General features: G+C 63.2%; 22 protein-coding genes and 1 tRNA gene. 5 read left to right on the forward strand and 18 right to left on the reverse strand.

Annotated features, from left to right (window positions below):
- The first annotated feature begins 20 nt into the window (after positions 1-20).
- The 4 genes from ABMA46_RS11780 to mgtE all read left to right on the forward strand — a co-directional run bounded on the left by ABMA46_RS11780 (position 21) and on the right by mgtE (position 4,861).
- Complete coding sequence (locus ABMA46_RS11780) at positions 21-482, forward strand: hypothetical protein (protein WP_348999640.1); 462 nt, start codon at positions 21-23, stop codon at positions 480-482.
- A 109-nt stretch (positions 483-591) separates the two neighbouring features.
- Positions 592-906, forward strand: coding sequence for a heme-degrading protein HmuQ (hmuQ, locus tag ABMA46_RS11785; protein ID WP_348999544.1), 315 nt, complete (start codon positions 592-594; stop codon positions 904-906).
- Positions 907-1,344: 438 nt separating this feature from the next.
- On the forward strand, positions 1,345-3,228 hold the full coding sequence (locus tag ABMA46_RS11790; RefSeq protein WP_348999642.1) for an ABC transporter ATP-binding protein/permease: 1,884 nt from the start codon (positions 1,345-1,347) through the stop codon (positions 3,226-3,228).
- A gap of 274 nt (positions 3,229-3,502) precedes the next feature.
- Positions 3,503-4,861, forward strand: coding sequence for a magnesium transporter (gene mgtE, locus ABMA46_RS11795; RefSeq protein ID WP_348999546.1), 1,359 nt, complete (start codon positions 3,503-3,505; stop codon positions 4,859-4,861).
- Between the two features lie 24 nt (positions 4,862-4,885).
- Here mgtE and gor read toward each other — a convergent pair whose 3' ends face one another.
- From gor to rpiA, 3 genes are all read right to left on the reverse strand, one after another.
- On the reverse strand, positions 4,886-6,277 hold the full coding sequence (gene gor / locus ABMA46_RS11800; protein ID WP_348999547.1) for a glutathione-disulfide reductase: 1,392 nt from the start codon (positions 6,275-6,277) through the stop codon (positions 4,886-4,888).
- Between the two features lie 227 nt (positions 6,278-6,504).
- Entirely contained in the window at positions 6,505-7,086 is a 582-nt protein-coding gene (locus ABMA46_RS11805; RefSeq protein ID WP_348999643.1) for a DUF2059 domain-containing protein, read from the reverse strand.
- 19 nt (positions 7,087-7,105) lie between these two features.
- Positions 7,106-7,804: a ribose-5-phosphate isomerase RpiA gene (gene rpiA, locus ABMA46_RS11810; protein WP_348999645.1), complete on the reverse strand. Its 699-nt coding sequence runs from the start codon at positions 7,802-7,804 to the stop codon at positions 7,106-7,108.
- A gap of 139 nt (positions 7,805-7,943) precedes the next feature.
- On the opposite strand from rpiA, the gene ABMA46_RS11815 reads away from it, so the two are divergent.
- Positions 7,944-8,624 carry a phosphoglycolate phosphatase gene (locus ABMA46_RS11815; RefSeq protein WP_348999549.1) on the forward strand — a complete coding sequence of 227 codons (681 nt, stop codon included), beginning with the start codon at positions 7,944-7,946 and terminating at the stop codon, positions 8,622-8,624.
- A 14-nt stretch (positions 8,625-8,638) separates the two neighbouring features.
- Here ABMA46_RS11815 and ABMA46_RS11820 read toward each other — a convergent pair.
- The 15 genes from ABMA46_RS11820 to rpsN all read right to left on the reverse strand — a co-directional run bounded on the left by ABMA46_RS11820 (position 8,639) and on the right by rpsN (position 19,064).
- Positions 8,639-8,713: transfer RNA gene (locus tag ABMA46_RS11820), tRNA-Val, on the reverse strand.
- A 135-nt stretch (positions 8,714-8,848) separates the two neighbouring features.
- Positions 8,849-10,723 carry a L,D-transpeptidase family protein gene (locus ABMA46_RS11825; RefSeq protein ID WP_348999551.1) on the reverse strand — a complete coding sequence of 625 codons (1,875 nt, stop codon included), beginning with the start codon at positions 10,721-10,723 and terminating at the stop codon, positions 8,849-8,851.
- Between the two features lie 293 nt (positions 10,724-11,016).
- Positions 11,017-11,442 (reverse strand): 50S ribosomal protein L17, encoded by a 426-nt coding sequence (rplQ, locus tag ABMA46_RS11830; protein ID WP_348999553.1) that lies wholly within the window; start codon positions 11,440-11,442, stop codon positions 11,017-11,019.
- A gap of 104 nt (positions 11,443-11,546) precedes the next feature.
- Positions 11,547-12,557: a DNA-directed RNA polymerase subunit alpha gene (locus ABMA46_RS11835; protein WP_348999554.1), complete on the reverse strand. Its 1,011-nt coding sequence runs from the start codon at positions 12,555-12,557 to the stop codon at positions 11,547-11,549.
- 108 nt (positions 12,558-12,665) lie between these two features.
- A complete protein-coding gene (gene rpsK, locus ABMA46_RS11840) occupies positions 12,666-13,055 on the reverse strand; it encodes a 30S ribosomal protein S11 (protein ID WP_348999555.1) in 390 nt (129 codons plus the stop codon).
- Positions 13,056-13,183: 128 nt separating this feature from the next.
- A complete protein-coding gene (gene rpsM / locus ABMA46_RS11845; RefSeq protein ID WP_348999557.1) occupies positions 13,184-13,552 on the reverse strand; it encodes a 30S ribosomal protein S13 in 369 nt (122 codons plus the stop codon).
- A gap of 193 nt (positions 13,553-13,745) precedes the next feature.
- Positions 13,746-14,354, reverse strand: a complete 609-nt coding sequence (locus tag ABMA46_RS11850; RefSeq protein ID WP_348999559.1) for an adenylate kinase — start codon at positions 14,352-14,354, stop codon at positions 13,746-13,748.
- Positions 14,351-15,691 (reverse strand): preprotein translocase subunit SecY, encoded by a 1,341-nt coding sequence (secY, locus tag ABMA46_RS11855; protein WP_348999561.1) that lies wholly within the window; start codon positions 15,689-15,691, stop codon positions 14,351-14,353. The genes ABMA46_RS11850 and secY overlap by 4 nt, the downstream gene beginning before the upstream one ends.
- Before the next feature lie 153 nt (positions 15,692-15,844).
- Positions 15,845-16,318, reverse strand: coding sequence for a 50S ribosomal protein L15 (gene rplO, locus ABMA46_RS11860; protein WP_348999562.1), 474 nt, complete (start codon positions 16,316-16,318; stop codon positions 15,845-15,847).
- Positions 16,319-16,338: 20 nt separating this feature from the next.
- Positions 16,339-16,536, reverse strand: a complete 198-nt coding sequence (gene rpmD, locus ABMA46_RS11865; RefSeq protein WP_348999564.1) for a 50S ribosomal protein L30 — start codon at positions 16,534-16,536, stop codon at positions 16,339-16,341.
- 22 nt (positions 16,537-16,558) lie between these two features.
- Positions 16,559-17,122, reverse strand: a complete 564-nt coding sequence (gene rpsE / locus ABMA46_RS11870) for a 30S ribosomal protein S5 (RefSeq protein ID WP_348999565.1) — start codon at positions 17,120-17,122, stop codon at positions 16,559-16,561.
- A 148-nt stretch (positions 17,123-17,270) separates the two neighbouring features.
- Positions 17,271-17,630, reverse strand: a complete 360-nt coding sequence (gene rplR / locus ABMA46_RS11875) for a 50S ribosomal protein L18 (protein WP_348999566.1) — start codon at positions 17,628-17,630, stop codon at positions 17,271-17,273.
- A 142-nt stretch (positions 17,631-17,772) separates the two neighbouring features.
- Positions 17,773-18,306, reverse strand: coding sequence for a 50S ribosomal protein L6 (gene rplF, locus ABMA46_RS11880; protein ID WP_348999567.1), 534 nt, complete (start codon positions 18,304-18,306; stop codon positions 17,773-17,775).
- Between the two features lie 41 nt (positions 18,307-18,347).
- Positions 18,348-18,746: a 30S ribosomal protein S8 gene (gene rpsH / locus ABMA46_RS11885; RefSeq protein WP_348999568.1), complete on the reverse strand. Its 399-nt coding sequence runs from the start codon at positions 18,744-18,746 to the stop codon at positions 18,348-18,350.
- Positions 18,747-18,758: 12 nt separating this feature from the next.
- The gene (gene rpsN / locus ABMA46_RS11890; RefSeq protein WP_348999569.1) at positions 18,759-19,064 is read right to left on the reverse strand and encodes a 30S ribosomal protein S14; all 306 of its coding nucleotides are present in this window, start codon (positions 19,062-19,064) and stop codon (positions 18,759-18,761) included.
- Positions 19,065-19,075: the final 11 nt, after the last annotated feature.

The following is a 19,075-nucleotide window of genomic DNA, read 5'->3' on the forward strand; positions in this document are numbered from 1 at the left end:
GCGAGCATATGAGGACGTCAATGAAGCAATCTCCATCCTTTATCGGACGAACTCGTCTCCTCGTCGTTGCGACAACCCTATCGCTCAGCCTGTACAGTGCCGCAGCACAGTCTCAAGAGGCTTCCGGGAGCGCACCGTCGCTCACCCTCGAACTGAACGGCACCCAGCCGTCCGAAAAAGGCTGCCGCCTGACCTTCGTGGTGGCCAACGATCTCGGCGCTGACCTCACAAGGGCGGCGTTCGAGATCGCCTTGTTCAACGACCAGGGCGTGGTCGAACGCCTGATGGTTCTGGATTTTCGGGACCTTCCCGAAGGCAAGACCAAGGTCAGCCGCTTCGACCTCGCCGGGGCCGACTGCGCGAAGACGAGCCGCGTCCTCGTCAACAGCGTCACGGAATGCAGCGGCAAGGGCGTGCAGCCCGACGCCTGCATGAAGGGGCTCAAAACGTCGAGCAAGGCCGCAATCACGTTCGGCCTTTGAGCAGATAGCCGATCGAACCCGTTCCAGCCGCGATGCCGGCAGGCGTCCTGCGCCCACCGCCGAAAACCACGATCCACAGCAAGCAACTCAAAGAGAGAAAGGGCAAGCAATGTATATAGCGATGAACCGTTTCAAGGTGCAGGACGGCTCGGAGGAGGCCTTCGAGGCCGTATGGAAGAACCGCAACTCCTCGCTTGCTGAGATGGCCGGCTTCCGCGAATTCCATCTCCTGCGCGGACCGAGGAACGAAACCGAAGGCTACACGCTGTTTGCCTCCCACACTGTCTGGGCCAGCGAGGCCGATTTCACCGCGTGGACCAGGTCGGAGAACTTCCGCAACGCCCACAAAGGCGCCGGCACCGGCAAGGTCCATTATCTCGGCCATCCGCAATTCGAAGGATTCAGCGTCGTCGAAGGGGCCTGATATCGATGCCGGCGGCGCGCCGGCACGGACTGATTCGCCGCAATTTCGCCTCGTATGGCGGCTGACCGACAATCCCGATCGCTATTTAAACCTCCGTATCATGCATGAGAAAATGCTTGACTGCCTGAAGAGGAGCAAGCCGCACAGGGTGATCGGAATTGACTCAATAGACTGAAATAGCAACGTTTTTCGACATGAAAGGGCCGCGGCGAGTGCTTCGCCGCGGCCCTTTTCTGTTGCCGTATGGCCACGGCCGCCTCGCTAGTCCGCCGCCTGATGAGAAAGGAATGGACAATGATCAATTGCTGTTACCAACTGTAACAAAACTAAAAAAGGTTTGGCGGGATAGTGATCGAGGCCGATCAGCCGAAACTTTCAATGCTGGGCAGATGGTATCGCGGCAAGATCGGGGATCGTTCTCTGACGCCGGTTTCCTCGATGCGGACCTTCTGGGGGCTGATGCGGGCCTATTGGGTGTCCGACCACTGGCGGGAGGCCTGGGCACTGACGCTGGTGATCGCCTTCCTTACCGCGCTGTCCAGCAAGGCGGGTGTCTGGTTCGCGGAAGCGTCCGGCGAACTGGTCAATTCGATTGCCTTCTTCCATGACGCGGCCAACACCAATCCCCTCGCCTCGCTGCTCACCCATGCCGGCATCCTGGTGGCGCTGGTGGTCGTCAAGGACGCCGGCATAACCGGCAGCCGCATGTTCGTCTCCGCCACGCTGCACCGCAAATGGCGCGCCTGGCTGGATAGCCGTTTCAACGCCGCCCTTCTGGATTCCAACCATACGCATTTCCACGCCCAGCATTCGGCCGAGGGCACGGCGCCCGATAATATCGACCAGCGCGTGCAGGAATCTATCAAGGACATGACTGGTGGCGCCATCGGCCTCGCCATGGGTGTGATGGCGGTAACCTCCTCGCTGTTCTTCGTCGGCCAGAAGCTGCTTTCGTCCTCCACCGAGGTCGCCGGCCTCGAATTCCTGGGTTCTTACGGCAGCGCTGTGCTCGCCTTCGTGGCGGTCGCGGTCTACGTGCCGTTCAACACCTGGATCGCGGTCAGGCTCGGCGGCCTGCTGGAACGGCTTTCGGTCATGATGCAGCGCGCCGAGGGCAGCTATCGCGGCGAACTGACCACGCTGTTGCGGCGCTCCTTCCACGTCGCAGCCTCGCGTGGCGAGACGGTGCAGAGATCCATGCACGAGCGCCTTTATGTCGACATCGACAGCACCTGGGCGCGCTACAATATCGTCCACACCAGCTATGCCGCGTTTGAGTTGGTCTACAACTTCATCGGCGCGCGCGTTGTCGCCTATGGTCCGGGCCTGATCCCCTACATTCACAGCAAGATCGACCTCAAGGGCTACATCACCGGCGCGGAACTGGTGAACTCGCTCATCAGCCAGTGCTCCTGGTTCATCCATGTGATGCCTGCCATCGCCACGCTGCGCGCCAACAGCCGCCGCGTGATGGACGTCGCGGCCGCCATCGAGAACGTCCAGCGGCCGGCGGAATTCTACCGCCAGAGCGGACGCTCCGATTTCCGCTACGTTCGCCAGAACCCGGTGTTCGGCCTGACCGTCAGCAATCTCGACCTGGCGCATCACGGCCACGACAGCGCCCCCTTCCTGTCGATCGACAGGCTGCAGTTCCGGCGCGGCGAGTGGACCTATCTGCGCGGCGAGTCCGGCTGCGGCAAAAGCTCCTTCATCAAGGCGCTCAACGGCTTGTGGCCTTATGGACAAGGCACCGTCGTGTTCCCCGAAGGCGTCAAGACCTTCTATGCCGCACAGGACGTGCGCCTGCCGCCCGTCTCGCTCAAAGAACTGGTCTGCCTGCCGGACCGGGGAGAAGAGCATTCGGACACCGTAGCGGCCGCGGCCCTCTACAAGGCCGGGCTCGGCGATTTCATCGGCCATCTCGGCGAGAACAGCCGCGAGGGCAAGGGCTGGGATCAGGAGCTTTCCGGCGGCCAGAAGCAGAAGCTCATCGTTGCGCGCATCCTGATCCAGCAGCCGGGCCTGCTGTTCCTCGACGAGGCGACGGCCGCGCTCGATCCCGAGGGCAAGACCGCCTTCCACCAGGCGATCAAGGACAATTGCGCGAACGTCACGGTCGTCAGCGTCATGCACGAGGCCGTGCCGCCGCGCTCGGCGAGCGGAGAGAATTTCTACGACAGCGTGCTGACTTTCGCCGACGGCGTCGCCACCAAGCAGCCGATCGCCCCGCTGCCGGCGGAACTCACGAAAATCCTCGCCGGTTCCCCGCCCATGGAAGAAGGCTGGCTGCGCCTCCCTCGCCGGCGTCTGAAGCAGAAATAGACTTCCGCTCTCGACTGTCTGCGACATGCTGCATCGGCGCGGAGTCTCTTCGGGCTTCGGATTCGATCACACTCCCGCGACGCCTGCGCCTTCCCTGGCCAAAGCGATTGACTTCACATCGCGCCATCCTATGTTGCGCCGGCTCGCCAACCATCCAACCGCGAGCGGAAAGGTCATCAGCGCCATGCCTGGCGACAGTCACAGTCGAACGCAAAAGCCGTCTGCCTGACGTGACCTGAAGGGCTCACGCAGGCCGACGGCCAAGGAGTGAGCCATGAACGAAACCACACCCGTCGCGGCCGGCGATGCCCTTGTCCGCGTCCTCGCAACCGATCACGTCGCAGACAGCGTCGAGGCCCTGAACAGGGAGCCCCGGCTGGTCGCCGTGGACCTGCTGGCCGAACTGCCGTTCCAGCGGACCGTCGATATCTTCGACCAGCCCGAACTGGAAGACGGCCCCGAGCTCATCGCGGCCATGCCCCGCGACAAGGCCGGGCGCATCCTTGCGGCCATGTCGGTCGACCGGGCTGCCGATCTCCTGCGCGACCTGACCGAGCCGGCGCGCTCCGAATTGCTGGGCCTGCTGACGCATGGCCTGCGAGCCATCCTGCTCGGCATCCTCGGCTATCCCGAAGACAGCGCCGTCGCGATCATGACCACGGAATTCGTGAGCGTCCCGGGCGATTGGACGGTCGGGCGCACGCTGGAGCATATCCGCAAGGTCGAGCGCTCCCGCGAGACGGTTTATGCGATCTACATCGTCGATCCGGACACGCGCGCGCTGCTGCGTTCGACCAGCCTTCGCCGCCTGATCGCAGGTGCGCCGGACGATCCCGTCATGACGGTCGCGCCGACCCACGCGCCGGTGACGGCCTCGCCGCTCGACAATCGCGAGCAGGTCGCCCGTCTCATCAGGAAATACGACCTGCTCGCCGTGCCTGTGGTTAAGGATGGAGCCGTGCTCGGCATCGTCACGGTGGACGACATCCTCGACACGATGATCGAGGAAACGACGGAAGACGTCCATCGCTTCGGCGGCCTTGAGGCGCTGGACGAGCCCTATATGAAGATCGGCTTCCTCGACATGGTGCGCAAGCGCGGCGGCTGGCTGTGCGTGCTTTTCCTGTCGGAGATGCTGACGGCGAACGCCATGCAGAGCTACGAGGCCGAATTGCAGAAGGCGATCGTGCTCACGCTGTTCATCCCGCTCATCATGAGCTCGGGCGGTAATTCCGGCTCGCAGGCGACGTCTCTGGTGATCCGCGCTCTGGCGCTCGACGAGATCGCGCTCCGCGACTGGTGGCGCGTCGCGCTGCGCGAACTGCCGATGGGCATCGTGCTCGGCGCAATCCTCGGGCTCGTCGGCATGGCGCGCATCGCGCTGTGGCAGCATATCGGCCTGTTCGACTACGGCCCGCACTGGCTGCTGCTTGCCACCACGGTCGGCCTCGCGCTCGTGGGCATCGTGACTTTCGGCTCGCTGGCGGGTTCGATGCTGCCCTTCGCGCTCAAGCGCGCCGGCTTCGACCCTGCAAGCGCTTCCGCACCGTTCGTGGCGACGCTGGTCGACGTCAGCGGTCTCGTCATCTACTTCTCGGTGGCGCTGCTGGTGCTGCGCGGCACGCTGCTTTGACCGCCGTTCAGGACGGCGCTCGCGTCAATCGATGCGAGCACCGTCCTTTACCTGGTAGGAGGGCTTGTACATGGTCACGAGCTCTTCCGAGGCGGTGGGATGCACGGCCATGGTGCGGTCGAAATCGTCCTTGGTCAGTCCGGCCTTGATCGGAATGCCGAGAAGCTGCGCCATCTCGCCTGCATCCGGCCCCAGAACATGTGCGCCGATCACCTTTCGGCTGGCGCCGTCCACGACCAGTTTCATCAGCATCTTCTCGTCGCGTCCCGAAAGCGTGTGGCGCATCGGCCTGAACAGGGCCCGGTAAACCTCCAACTCGGCGAAGCGTTTGGACGCTTCGTCTTCGGAAAGGCCGACCGTGCCGATCTCGGGTTGCGAGAACACGGCCGTGGGAATGGTGTCATGGTCCGGTTTGGTCGGGTTGTCCTTGAACGCGGTCTCGACGAAGCACATGGCCTCGTGGATGGCGACCGGCGTGAGTTGCACCCTGTTGGTGACGTCGCCGACCGCCCAGATGTTGTCGACATTGGTGCGCGAATAGTCGTCGACAACGACGGCCCCGATCTTGTCCAGATCCACGCCCGCCGCATCGAGCCCCAAGCCCTCGGTATTGGGCGTGCGTCCGATCGCCAGCATGACCTGGTCCGCCGTCAGGATTTCTCCACCGCTGACCAGCGCATCGAGCCCCCCTTCGGGGCGACGGCGCACCCATTCCAGAACCGAATGGCACAGGATGCGGATACCCTTCTTCTCCATCGTCTCATGCAGCGTCCGGCGCAGGTCCATGTCAAAGCGGCCAAGGATCTCGGAACCGCGATAGACCAGCGTCGTCTCGACGCCGAGCCCATGGAAGATGTTGGCGAACTCGACCGCAATGTAGCCTCCGCCTTCGATGACGATGGTCTTGGGCAGTTCGGCAAGGTGGAATGCCTCGTTCGACGTGATGCAATGCTCGTGACCAGGCAGCGCCGGGTGCGCCGCAGGCCGGCCTCCCGTCGCAACCAGGATCTGGTCGGCCGTGACGGTGCGGTCTTCGCTTTCGAGACGGATCGTGTGGCGATCGACCAAAGTGGCCCGGCTCTGGAAGGTTTCGCCGCCGGCGCCGTGGACATTCTTCTTGTAGATGGCTTCCAGCCGCGCGATCTCACGGTCCTTGTTGGCGATCAGCGTTTTCCAGTCGAATCTCGCGTCGGGAACGGTCCAGCCGTAACCGGCCGCGTCTTCGAAATGTTCGGGAAACTGCGAAGCGTAGACGAACAGTTTCTTGGGCACGCAACCGCGAATGACGCAGGTGCCGCCGAAGCGGTATTCCTCGGCTATGGCGACTTTCTTACCCAATGCGGCGGCCACGCGCGCCGCCCTCACACCGCCCGACCCGCCGCCGATGACGAAAAGATCGTAGTCATAGCCTGCCATATCGGGACTCCTGTCTTGCGGTAGCGCTTCCACAACTAGGCGGCGGAGGAGCAAAAGAAAAGCCCGGCTGTCCGGCCGGGCTTCCGTATCGCGCCTGGATTGTATCGCAACTTTTCAGATGCGTTCTGCGCGCCTCGCGCACCTGCTTTTCCGCATGTCCTTGTCCTGAAACCGGTGCCTGCTTTTCAGGAGATCTGCTTCAAGGCGCGAAAACGCTCACGCCCAAGTCAGTTCTTAGGCGCGCTGTCGGCCGGTGCCGCACCATCCGCCGGCGCTGCCGGAGCCGCGTCGTTCGCCGGCGCCTTTGCCCCGTTTGCGGCAGCCAGGGCCTCGCCGACCTGCTGTCCGAGATCGCGGGCAATGCCGTTCTGCCAGATCTCGGCCGCCTTCAGCACATCCCGCATCGCGATCGGGCCGGTGCTCAGCAACTTCTTGCCGGCTTCCGAGGAATAGAAGGCGGCGATATCGGTAAGCTCCTTTTCGGAGAACGACTTGGCGTAGGCCATCGCGGCTTCCTTCTCCAGGTCGGCACGCCGCGATGCGAGCGCAAGCGCCTTTTCCGACACGGTCTTGGAAATCAACTGTTCCTGGTCCGGGTTCTTCTGGATGAGCTGCTCCTGAAGGGCCGCCGCCGCGCGCGGCAGGATGCTGTCGAAGGAGTCCGTGGCATGCAGCGCCTCGACTGCCGTATGCGCAGCCTTGAGATGGGATTCGGAAACATCCTGCGAAAAGGCCGGGGAAGACAGCGCAACGAGCGCGGTTGCGGCAGCGACTGCGGAGAAACGGCGAAGCCTGGCGGACAACATCATGATCGATAGAACTCCCTGCTTATCGGGCGGGTTTGATTGTTTCGACACCATCGCCACCGGCGATGATGGCCATTGAAGCCAGGCCGATGAAAAGACCGTGCTCGACCACGCCCGGAATGGCGTGAAGAACATTGGATAGCGCTCTTGGATCGGGAATGCGGCCAAAAGATGCGTCGAGGATGAAATGCCCTCCATCGGTCACGAAAGGCACGCCAGCGGTCATTCGCAGGTCGAGCGGCCCCGAAAGCCCGATCTTGGCCGAGGCAGCGCGAATCGCGATCTCCGTCGCCCGTAGGCCGAAGCGGTTGACCTCGATGGGCAGCGGGAACCGGCCGAGCGCATCGACCAGCTTGGAGCGGTCGGCAATGACGATCATGCGGGCGGAGGCGGACGCGACGATCTTTTCCCGCAGCAGCGCGCCACCGCCGCCTTTTATCAGCGACAGTGCCGGGTCGATCTCGTCCGCGCCGTCGATCGTGAGGTCGAGTTCCGGGGTCTCGTCCAGCGTCGAAAGAGGCACGCCAAGCTCGGTGCAAAGAGCAGCGGTGCGCTCGGAGGTCGGCACGCCGGTCACCTTGAGGCCCGTCGCTACCTTCTGGGCGAGAAGGCGGACGAATTCCTCAGCCGTGCTGCCGGTGCCGATGCCCAGACGGTCGCCGTTGGCGACATGATCGAGGGCAACCCGCGCCGCCTCGATCTTCAGCTGCCTGGCATCCATGAAAAGAACCCGCCTGTCATCATATCCGGCCCGGTCCCTACCATTTTTGACAGCGCGGTCAAAGGGCTTGAACCGCAACGGCTTGCCGGAAAGCGGCGCACCGGCTATCGCCTGCGGACAAGCAAGGAAAGGACCGTCCATGAAGCGCCCCATTATCGTGTTCGATCTGGACGGTACGCTGATCGATACGGCGCCCGATCTGCTGGACAGCCTGAACCACTCCCTGGCCGCCGGCGCGCTGGCCGCGGTTGACGCGGTCGGCTTCCGGCGCTTCGTCGGCCAGGGCGCCCGGGTCATGATCGAGCGTGCCTACGCGGCCGCGCGGCGGGAACTGCCTGCCGAGGAGCATGACCGGCTGTTCGCGCTTTTCCTCGATCATTATGACGCCGGCATTCCCGGCAAATCCCGCCCCTACCCCGGCGTGCTCGAGGCAATTGCCCGGTTCGAGGACGCCGGCTTTGCCCTGGCGGTCTGCACGAACAAATATCAGGCGAGCTCGCTGGCACTGATCGAGGCGCTCGGGCTGACCAAGCACTTCACGGCCATAGCCGGCCAGGACGTCTTCCCCTTCCGCAAGCCCGACCCACGCCACCTTCTCAAGACGATCGAACTGGCCGGCGGCGATCCAGGGCGCGCTCTCATGGTGGGCGATTCGCAGACCGACATCGATACCGCCAAGGCGGCCGGCATTCCCGTCGTGGCCGTCGATTTCGGCTACACGGACCGGCATGTGCGCGAGTTCGAACCATCGGCGATCATCTCGCATTTCGATGAGCTGACGCTGGAACTTGCAAGACGGCTGATGGATGCGGCCGGATAGAATCGGAAGGCGGATGGTGGGCGATGTAGGGATTGAACCTACGACCCCACCCGTGTGAAGGGTGTGCTCTCCCGCTGAGCTAATCGCCCGCCTGCGGCCGAAAGGCCGTGCGCGCCGCGATATAAGGGAGCGGCGGCGCGCAAGTCAACCGGCTTGTCGCCGGTCTTTCGCCTCCCAGTCAAAACCAGTGCGGGATCGGTCCGGCGCCTGCCGGCAGAACCGCCTCAGCTTGCCGGCGTACGGACTTCCTCGGTTGCCGCGATGGCCTCTTTCAGGCGATCGTCGCGGCTGTAGATGTCGTTGAAGTAGTGAACCGTGCCGGACGTGTCCGGCCATGCCGTGAAATAGGCGACATAGACGGGGATATTGCCCGCCACCTTCTCGGTGGAATGACCGCCCTTGAGCTTTTGGGCGATATCGTCCACCGAAACGCCGAGCACGGCGGCCGCCATGCCGCGCGGGTCCTGCAAGCGCACGCAGCCATGGCTGAGCGCGCGGACATCGCGCTTGAAGAACGACTTCTGCGGCGTGTCGTGCATGTAGATGGCGAACTTGTTGGGGAACAGGATTTTCAGTTCGCCCAGCGCGTTGGCCTCGCCCGGCTGCTGGCGCACGTTGTAGGGTACCTTGCCGCCATAAGCGCCCCAGTTGATCGAGGAGGAAGGAATGCGCCGGCCCTTTGCGTCCGTCACCTCATAGCCGGCGCGATCGAGATAGCCCGGATCTGAGCGCAGCTTCGGCAGCATCTCGTTGACGATGATCGACTGCGGCACCCCCCAATAGGGATGGAAATCGACGGTCTCGATATGATCGTAGAAGAAGGCGGTCTGGTTCGTGGTCCTGCCGATGACCGCTCGGGTCTTCAACTTTTCCTGGCCGTCCTGGATGAAGCTGGCGGTGAAGGCGGGCTGGTTGATGAAGACGTGCGGATTGCCGAGATCGGACGGCAGCCAGCGCAGTTCCTCAAGCGCATATTCCACCTTGGCGATACGATCGGCCTTGGACGTGCCGGCGAGCGCGGCGACCGTGCGCGGACCGATCACGCCGTCGCCCTTTTCGCCGGCCTTCTTCTGCGCCGCTTCGATGACAGGAACCAGTTCGGGCACGTATGTTTCGCTGTTCACCAGCCTTGCGAGAATCTCGCCGTAGTCGGCGCCCATCTCGTCGTCGAGGCCACGGGCGATGATGGTCAGAAGCTTGGGCAGTTCCGGGCTTGTTTCACCCGGCTTGAGCAACAGCTTGGGATCGACGACGATTTCGTTCTCGGCGCTGGCCCTGAGCGCCTCGAGCTCGAGGCGCAGCGCCTTGTATTCCGGATTCTGCGGGTGGCGCGCTTCCAGATAGGCGCGTACGTCCTGTGCCTGTGCAAGCGCGCCCAGCGCCGCCTTCATATCGAGGGGTTTTGCCGGAAAATCGTAGTAGCCGGTCGAAATGCGGTTGGGATCGATCCGCCCGTCGTGGGCATCGTGGATGTAGCGCAGCACCCGTGCGGAAAGCGCCATCTCGAAACGGATAAGCTCCCTCGTCCTCGCATCCGGATCGACTGCAGCAGATGCCTGCGCCGGCAGATCGACCTGATAGTCCGCCGGATCGAGGCCATAGCTGGCCGCCTCGCCCAGAACGCGGATCGCCTGCCTGGCGCGATCATTGAGTTCGTCGGCGCTGATCCAGATGAATGAAGGGTTTTCGGAATAATAGGCGACCAGCGCCTTGCCGATATTGGATTCGGCGAGCAGCCGATAATCGTCCAGTCCCGCGATCGCCTGGCCGAATCCCGCCTGCGGCGCCGATATGTCATAGGAGGCGTTCTGCGCCGTCGCGCCTGTCGTGGACGGCACCGTCAGCGCCGAGAAATCCACGGGCACCAGCCGGTCGGCCTTGTAGGTATTGTAGGTCGGCGACGCGATCCTCTGAACGGGGACGACCTTCCTCTGCTTGGGCGGCGGCGGGAACTCGCCTTTCAACGGCGCCTGCCGCCGGGCATGGCCGCCGAACAGCATGTCGAAAAGGCCGTCCGCGCTTGCCTGCGGAACGGCAAGCCCGAGTGTCATCACCGCCGTCATTGCCAGCAGAGCATGTTTCGCCATGAGAGATTTCATCGATCACCCGCTCCGGCATGGCCGGAGTCCCGTTCCGCCACTGGCATACGATCCCGCCGCCCCGATGGCAGATGGACGACGCGACTATATCGATTCATACCGATTTGGTTAAGCTTCGATGAAGTTTGCAACCGGTCTGTGCCGCCGAGACTCACGACATCGTGACGCCCGAGCAACACGGCTCTCGCGACAGAACGGCAGATGCCTCCACGGCCAAGCCGCCGTCATAGGTGAGAAAAAGCAATAAAAAAAGGCGCCTCGCGGCGCCCTTTTTTCCAACTATCCGACAACCCTCAGGCTGCTTCGGCCTCGTCACCTTCAGCCTCGAGACGGGCACGGTCGGCGGCGCCCTTCGCGGAGGTGTCGCGATCGACGAACTCGATCACTGCGAGCGGCGCGTTGTCGCCGTGACGGAAACCCGCCTTCATGATGCGCAGGTAGCCGCCGTTGCGCTCGGCATAGCGCGGAGCGATCGTCTCGAAGAGACGCTTGACGACATTCTCGTTGCCGATCTGGGCGATCACCTGGCGGCGCGCATGCAGGTCGCCACGCTTGCCGAGCGTCACCAGCTTCTCGACGATCGGACGCAGGTCCTTCGCCTTCGGCAGCGTGGTGAGGATCTGCTCGTGCTCGATCAGAGACACGGCGAGGTTGGCGAACATCGACTTGCGATGGCTTGCACTGCGAGAGAAGCGGCGGCCTCTAAAACCGTGGCGCATGGCTCTTTTCCTTTTTCAGTTGTTCACGAGGCCACGGCCCCGGATGGTTTTCCGCATGACCGTCGGTCTGGACGGCTTGCGCCGCCAGACCTTGGAATTCATGCTCAATACTGGTCTTCGTAACGCTTCGCGAGGTCTTCGATGTTCTCCGGCGGCCAGTCCGGCACTTCCATGCCGAGATGCAGGCCCATGGCGGCGAGCACTTCCTTGATCTCGTTCAGCGACTTGCGGCCGAAGTTCGGGGTGCGCAGCATCTCCGCCTCGGTCTTCTGGATCAGGTCGCCGATATAGACGATGTTGTCGTTCTTCAGGCAGTTGGCCGAACGGACCGACAGTTCCAGTTCGTCGACCTTCTTGAGCAGCGCCGGGTTGAAGGCCAGTTCGGTGGCCTGCTCTTCGGCCTGGGCCTTCTGCGGCTCCTCGAAATTGACGAAGAGTCCGAGCTGGTCCTGCAGGATGCGAGCGGCGAAGGCCACCGCGTCCTCGCCCGTCACCGAGCCGTCCGTCTCGATGGTCATGGTCAGCTTGTCGTAGTCGAGAACCTGGCCCTCACGGGTGTTTTCGACCTTGTAGGACACCTTCTTGACCGGCGAGTAGAGCGAATCGACCGGGATCAGGCCGATCGGCGCGTCCTCGGCACGATTGCGCTCGGCCGGGACATAACCCTTGCCGGTGTCGACGGTGAACTCCATGCGGATCTCAGCACCTTCGTCCAGCGTGCAGATGACATGGTCGGGATTGAGGATCTCGACATCACCCACGGTCTGGATGTCGCCGGCGGTGACGGCGCCCGGACCCTGCTTGCGCACAACCATGCGCTTGGGGCCGTCGCCTTCCATCTTGATGGCGATTTCCTTGATGTTGAGGACGATGTCGGTGACGTCCTCACGCACGCCGGCGATCGAGGAGAACTCGTGCAGAACGCCGTCGATCTGCACCGCGGTGACGGCGGCGCCGCGCAGCGAAGACAGCAGGACGCGGCGCAGCGCGTTGCCGAGCGTGAGACCGAAGCCACGCTCCAGCGGCTCCGCGACCAGCGTGGTCAGCGTCTTGCCCTTCGACGAGAACTCGATCTTGTTCGGCTTGATCAGTTCCTGCCAGTTTTTCTGGATCATGCAAATCTTCCTTCCGTTTCCCCGCCACCATCCAATCGTGGCGGGCGACCTGGAAAACCACCGAAGCGCCTGCGATGTGCGGGCGCTTCGATGGGGTTCAGTAGTGCTTTAGACGCGGCGCTTCTTGCGCGGGCGGCAGCCATTGTGCGGGATCGGCGTCACGTCACGGATCGAGGTGATCATGAAGCCCGCCGCCTGCAGGGCGCGAAGCGCCGACTCGCGGCCGGAACCGGGGCCGCATACCTCGACCTCGAGGGTACGCATGCCGTGCTCCTGCGCCTTCTTGGCGGCGTCCTCGGCGGCCATCTGGGCGGCGAACGGGGTCGACTTGCGCGACCCCTTGAAGCCCTGGGCGCCGGCCGACGACCAGGCAATGGCGTTGCCCTGCGCGTCGGTGATGGTGATCATCGTGTTGTTGAAAGTCGAATTGACGTGGGCGGTGCCCGACGAGATATTCTTGCGTTCGCGGCGGCGAACACGTGTGGCTTCCTTGGCCATGTCTTTCCTTTCAGTCGATCTCTACGCCGCCGTAATTCCAGCGGCTACACCTTGGGGAGGCAGTCGGGAGTAGGCAGTCGGCAATCGGAAAACCCGACTGCCCATTGCCGATTGGCGACTGCCGCCAATTACTTCTTCTTGCCGGCGATCGCCTTGGCCGGCCCCTTGCGGGTGCGGGCGTTGGTGTGGGTGCGCTGGCCGCGAACCGGCAGCGAGCGGCGGTGACGCAGGCCGCGATAGCAGCCCAGATCCATCAGCCGCTTGATGTTCATCGAAACTTCGCGACGCAGGTCGCCTTCGACCTGATAGTCGCGGTCGATGGTTTCGCGGATCGCCAGAACCTCGGCGTCGGTGAGCTGGTTGACGCGACGGTCGACGGGGATGCCGACCTTGTCGACGATCTCCTGGGCAAACTTCTTGCCGATGCCGTGAATGTACTGGAGCGCGATGACAACGCGCTTATTGGTCGGAATATTGACGCCGGCTATACGAGCCATTTTCTCTCTTCTCCATATGGGCCGTCCAACCTTGCAAAACAAGGGAAGACCGGCGCTCTTCACTATCCCGCGTCCGGTGGAGGCCGGCCCTTGCGGGTGTTCCTTATTCAAAGCGACCTGCTCGTCCTCGCGGACAAGCAAGCACCATGCCTGATAGGGAGACGGGCCGCCATACGCCAAGGCGGCCGGTTCGTCAAGTGCGGGCGGCGACTTTTCGTTCGGAACCTGAAAGCAGGTCCTCGATCTGCCGGGTCACACCGTCGATGTCGTCCATGCCGTCGACGCCCTTGAGCATACCCTTGGCGTAATAGTAACCGATCAGCGGCGCGGTCTTTTTGTAATATTCGCGCAACCGCTCCTCGAACACGGTCGGGTTGTCGTCCTTGCGTACAGGCTGGCCGGCGGCCGCCGCTTCCTCGGCACGCTTGACGATACGCCCGACCAGCGCCCTGTCGTCCACCACCAGCTCGATCACCGCATCCAGCCCGAGGTCGCGTTCAGCAAGCATGGACTCGACCGCATCCGCCTGCGCCAGCGTGCGCGGATATCCGTCGAGGATGAAACCGCCCGCGCAGTCCGCCTGGTCGATGCGCTCGGCGACAATGGCGTTGACGATGGCGTCCGACACAAGTTCGCCGGCATCCATCACCGCCTTGGCCTTGAGGCCGACAGGCGTTTCCGCCTTGACCGCGGCGCGCAGCATGTCTCCCGTGGAGAGCTGCGGGATGCCATATTTCTCGACGAGGCGCTGCGCCTGCGTTCCTTTGCCCGCCCCCGGCGGACCAAGCAATATCAGTCTCATCTACCCCTCTTCCCCCCGCGCAGCTTCGACTTCTTGATCAGGCCTTCATATTGATGCGCGATCAAGTGGCCCTGGATCTGGGCGACGGTATCGAGGGTTACACTGACAACGATCAGAAGCGAAGTACCACCAAGGTAGAACGGTACGCCAGTGGCCGAGATCAGGAACTCCGGCAGCAGGCAGACGGCGACGAGATAGATGGCGCCGACCAGGGTGATACGCGTCAGGACATAGTCGATGTATTCGGCGGTCCGCTCGCCGGGTCGATAACCGGGAATGAAGCCGGAATGCTTCTTGAGCTGGTCGGCCGTCTCCTTCGGATTGAAGACGATGGCGGTGTAGAAGAACGTGAAGAACACGATCATCGCGCCATAGAAGATCATATAGAGCGGCTGGCCGTGCCCGAGCGACGCCAGGATGGCGCTTGCCCAGCCCGGCATGTTCGTCGTGTTGGAGAAGCCGGCCACGGTCGCCGGCAGGAGCAGAAGCGACGACGCGAAGATCGGCGGAATGACGCCGGAGGTGTTGAGCTTCAGCGGCAGGTGCGAGGTATCGCCCTGGAACATGCGGTTGCCGACCTGACGCTTGGGATACTGGATCAGCAGGCGGCGCTGCGCGCGCTCGAAGAACACGATCAACGCGATCACCACGATGGCGAGCACGATGATGGCGAGGATGATTCCCGTCGACAGCGCGCCGGTGCGACCCAGCTCAAGCGTGCCGGAAATGGCGCGCGGCAGGCCGGCGACGATGCCGGCGAAGATGATCAGCGAAATGCCGTTACCGATGCCGCGGGCGGTGATCTGCTCGCCCAGCCACATCAGGAACATGGTGCCGCCGACCAGCGACACGACCGTCGACAGTTGGAAGAAAATGCCGGGGTTGGTGACGATGCCGTTGCCGTTCTCCAGCCCGATCGAGATACCGTAGGCCTGCACCAGCGCCAGCAGCACCGTGCCGTAGCGGGTATACTGGTTGATGATCTTGCGGCCCTGTTCGCCCTCCTTCTTCAGCGATTCCAGCGAGGGGATCACCGACGTCATCAACTGCATGATGATGGAAGCGGAGATGTAGGGCATGATGCCCAGCGCGAAGATCGCCATGCGCTGGACAGCACCGCCGGCGAACATATTGAACATGCCCAGCACACCCCGCGACTGCGAGTTGAAGGCATGGGCAAACGCCTGCGGGTCGATGCCTGGCAGCGGGATATAGGTGCCCAGCCGGTAGACGAGCAAGGCGCCGACCGTGAACCAGATGCGCTTCTTGAGGTCTTCCGCCTTGGCGAAGGCCGCGAAATTGAGATTGGAGGCTAGTTGTTCAGCAGCCGAAGCCATGCCTGATTTCTCCGCAGGGTCGCGCTCGGGGAGCCTTCGGGACAGGCAACGCGCGAGACCGAAATAAGCTTGGAGTCCCAAATATGCAAGCGGCCGCAATGACGCGGCCGCTCAGTCACAGGAAGGTGTGAGCGCTAGCGCCCTGCCCTGTCTCTATTCAGCGGCGGCCTTCTCGGGCAGCTTCACCGAGCCGCCGGCCTTCTCGATCTTCTCGATCGCGGCCTTGGAGGCGCCGGCGACGTCGAAGGCGATCTTCGCCTTGAGGTCGCCGTCGGAGAGCACACGCACGCCGTCCTTGGCGCGGCGGATCACACCGGCCTTGAGAAGCGTCTCGGCGTTCACCGTTTCCTTGGCGTCGAGCTTCTTGGCGTCGATCGCAGCCTGAACGCGAGCCAGCGACACCGTCACGAACTCCTTCGCGAAGATGTTCTTGAAGCCGCGCTTCGGCAGGCGACGGTAGAGCGGCATCTGACCGCCCTCGAAGCCGTTGATGGCCACGCCCGACCGGGATTTCTGGCCCTTGACGCCGCGACCGCCGGTCTTGCCGGAACCCGAGCCGATACCGCGGCCGAGACGCTTGCGGGCCTTGGTGGCGCCGTCCTTGTCACTCAGTTCGTTGAGTTTCATCGATCTTCTCCTGCGCTCGCTCAGGCCTCGTCCACGACGCGGACGAGATGCTGGACGGTGGCGATCATGCCACGCACCGAAGGAGTATCCTCCAGCGTGCGCTTGCGGTGCATCTTGTTGAGCCCGAGGCCGATCAGCGTCGCGCGCTGTTCCTTCGGCCGGCGGATCGGCGAACCGATCTGCTCGACGGTGATGGTCTTGGCAGCTTTCTTGGCCATTGTCGTGGTCCCTTCTGCCCGCTTATTCCTCGGCCGTCACGGCCGAGCCGCGACGCGCCTGGAGGGTCGAATACTTGATGCCGCGCGCGGCAGCCACATCCTTCGGATGCATCTGGCGCTTCAGCGCGTCGAAGGTGGCGCGAACCATGTTGTAGGGGTTCGACGAGCCCATCGACTTGGCGACGACGTCGTGCATGCCGAGCGTCTCGAAGACGGCGCGCATCGGACCGCCGGCGATGATGCCGGTACCGGCCTTGGCGGTGCGCAGAAGCACGCGCCCGGCACCGTGACGGCCCTCGACGTCATGGTGCAGCGTACGGCCGGAGCGCAGCGGCACGAAGATCATGTCGCGCTTGGCGGACTCGGTCGCCTTGCGGATCGCCTCAGGCACTTCGCGCGCCTTGCCGTGGCCGAAGCCGACGCGGCCCTTCTGGTCGCCGACGACGACCAGCGCGGCGAAGCCGAAGCGACGGCCGCCCTTCACCACCTTGGCGACGCGGTTGATGTGTACGAGCTTGTCGACGATGCCGTCATCGCGCTCTTCGCGATCGCGGCCACGGCCGCCATCCCTACGTTCCTGTGCCATATCCTGTCCTTATTCTTTTCCGGAAGCACGGGTTGCTGAAATGCCGACGCCCCTTGTCGGGGTCGCCGGCGGCGAAATCGGGTCTCCTGTGAACGATCCAGGCAAAAAAGTCAGCAACTTTTTTGCCGCGGTTCGCCCATTGGCGACTTTAGAAGTTCAGGCCGCCCTCGCGCGCGGCATCGGCCAGCGCCTTGACGCGGCCATGATAGATATATGGGCCACGGTCGAACACGACGTCCTTGACACCGGCTTTGACGGCGCGCTCGGCAACCAGCTTGCCGACGGCAGCGGCGGCGGCAATGTCGGCGCCGGTCTTCTTGCCGGCCTTGAAATCCTTCTCCAGCGTCGAGGCCGCCGCGATCGTGTGACCCTTGGCGTCGTCGATCACCTGCACGTAGATATTCTTCGAGGTGCGGTGAACCGAAAGCCGCGGACGGCCGTTGGCGACGGCCTTGATCTGACGGCGAATGCGCGACGAACGGCGCTGAACGGCTTGCTTGTCTGCCATGGTCTTCTTCCTGCCTTCATAAACCGGGGATTGCCCTGTGCGGTAGCCTGGCTCCCGCGGCGATGCCCCGTGGCGTTGAGTTGTAGGGCAATATGTTGCCCAAACTTATTGCCTTAATGCCCTACTGCCTTATTGCCCTAAATTACTTCTTCTTGCCTTCCTTGCGCACGATACGCTCGCCGGCATAGCGCACGCCCTTGCCCTTGTAGGGCTCGGGGCCGCGGAATTCGCGGATCTCGGCGGCCACCTGGCCGACCTGCTGCTTGTCGATGCCGGAGACGCTGATCTCGGTCGGCTTCGCCACGGCAATGGTGATGCCGGCCGGGGCCTTGTAGACCACGTCGTGCGAGAAGCCGAGCGCGAGCTGCAGGTCCTTGCCCTGCATGGCAGCGCGATAGCCGACGCCGGTGATCTCGAGCTTCTTCTCGAAGCCGTCCTTCACGCCCGTCAGGATATTGACGATCTGGGTGCGCGACATGCCCCACTTGGAGCGGGCCGCCTTGGACTGATCGCGCGGCGCGACGGCGATTTCGCCATCGTCCAGCTTGACCAGAACCTCGTCGTTGACGACGAACTTCAGTTCGCCCTTCGGTCCCTTGGCGGTCACCGTCTGGCCATCGACCGTGGCGGTCACGCCCTGGGGCACCGGTACGGGTTTCTTTCCAATACGAGACATTGTCGTCTCCTCACTCTTTCAGTTCGGAAATCTGCCGGACCTTAGAAAATCTGGCAGAGGACTTCGCCACCCACGTTCTGCTCGCGCGCTTCGTGATCGGCCATCACGCCCTTCGGCGTCGAAAGGATGGCGATACCGAGGCCGTTGGCCACGTTGGGAATGGACTTCGCCGAAACATAGACGCGGCGGCCAGGCTTCGACACGCGGGAAATCTCGCGCACCACCGGGTTACCGTCGAAATACTTCAGCTCGATCGAAAGCTCGGACTTGCCGTTGTCGAAATCGGTCTGGCTGTAATCGCGGATATAGCCTTCCGACTTCAGAACTTCGAGCACGCGGGCACGCAGACGCGAGGCCGGGGTCGAAACGGTCGACTTCTTGCGGCCATAGGCGTTGCGGATGCGGGTCAGCATATCGCCGAGAGGATCGCTCAGTGACATCTCATGTCCTCCTTACCAGCTCGACTTGACCAGGCCGGGGATCTGGCCGGTGTTGCCCAGTTCACGCAGCGCGATACGCGACAGCCCGAGCTTGCGGTAGAACGCGCGCGGACGACCGGTGACCTCGCAACGGTTGCGGATGCGGTTCTTGGCCGAATTGCGCGGCAGAGCCGAAAGCTTGAGCTGAGCGCGGAAACGCTCGTCCATCGGCTTGGACTGGTCCATGACGATGGCTTTGAGCGCGGCGCGCTTGGCGGCGTACTGGTCGACGAGCTTGCGCCGCCGGTTGTTCTTCTCGACTGAGCTGGTCTTTGCCATATCAGGTTTTT

The organism is Mesorhizobium hunchu (assembly GCF_040081975.1).
Lineage (GTDB): Bacteria > Pseudomonadota > Alphaproteobacteria > Rhizobiales > Rhizobiaceae > Mesorhizobium > Mesorhizobium hunchu.